General features: G+C 47.5%; 1 tRNA gene and 2 rRNA genes. All 3 read left to right on the top strand.

What is annotated here, in order from left to right:
• Positions 1-174 (top strand): 16S ribosomal RNA (locus OCV62_RS18080); the annotation flags it as partial.
• A gap of 62 nt (positions 175-236) precedes the next feature.
• Positions 237-354 (top strand): 5S ribosomal RNA (rrf, locus tag OCV62_RS18075).
• A 3-nt stretch (positions 355-357) separates the two neighbouring features.
• Positions 358-430 (top strand) — tRNA-Ala (locus OCV62_RS18070).
• Positions 431-807: the final 377 nt, after the last annotated feature.

The following is an 807-nucleotide window of genomic DNA, read 5'->3' as shown; positions in this document are numbered from 1 at the left end:
CGGTGAATACGTTCCCGGGTCTTGTACACACCGCCCGTCACACCATGGGAGTCGGAAATGCCCGAAGTCTGTGACTCAACCGCAAGGAGAGAGCAGCCGAAGGCAGGTCTGATAACTGGGGTGAAGTCGTAACAAGGTAGCCGTATCGGAAGGTGCGGCTGGATCACCTCCTTTCTAAGGAAATGGAAGAAGTAAGGAGTTGCATTACTGTTTAGATGTCAAGGACATCAAAATTTTCTGGTGGCGATGCGCTTAGGGGACACACCCGTTCTCATCCCGAACACGATGGTTAAGACCTAAGCGGCCGATGGTACTATGCTGGAGACGGTATGGGAGAGCAGGTGGCTGCCAGATTATGGGGGCATAGCTCAGTTGGGAGAGCACCTGCCTTGCAAGCAGGGGGTCGAGAGTTCGAATCTCTCTGTCTCCACTGAATCGAGATAAAACTGTTTCGATTCAAAAAAACCGAGAGTGGCGAAGCGTTCCGGTAGAAATACCGAGAATCGCGCAGCGATTCCTCGAAGTAACTTGCTACGCAAGTTACATGGTACCTTGAAAACTGAACATTGAAAATAATCTCAAGTATCAATATCGAGCTTGTGAGAGATCGAAAGATCTCAAACAACGAGATAGGAAGATGAAAGGAAGTAACATTTCGATCATCAAAAACAAGAGACATCCGAGGCCATTGAGTAACATCAATGGAAAAACAAAGCAATTTAGAAACAACCAGGTCTGCAGAGCAACGCTATGCAAAACAGACCAGACGAGAATAGCAAGACTATTCTGCAGGTTAAGCTGTAAAGA

Origin of the sequence: Gallintestinimicrobium propionicum, assembly GCF_025567525.1 — a bacterium.
GTDB classification, from domain to species: Bacteria; Bacillota; Clostridia; order Lachnospirales; family Lachnospiraceae; genus Gallintestinimicrobium; species Gallintestinimicrobium propionicum.
Note: the sequence above shows the minus strand (reverse complement) of the source record. Positions and strands in the feature narration are given on the sequence as shown.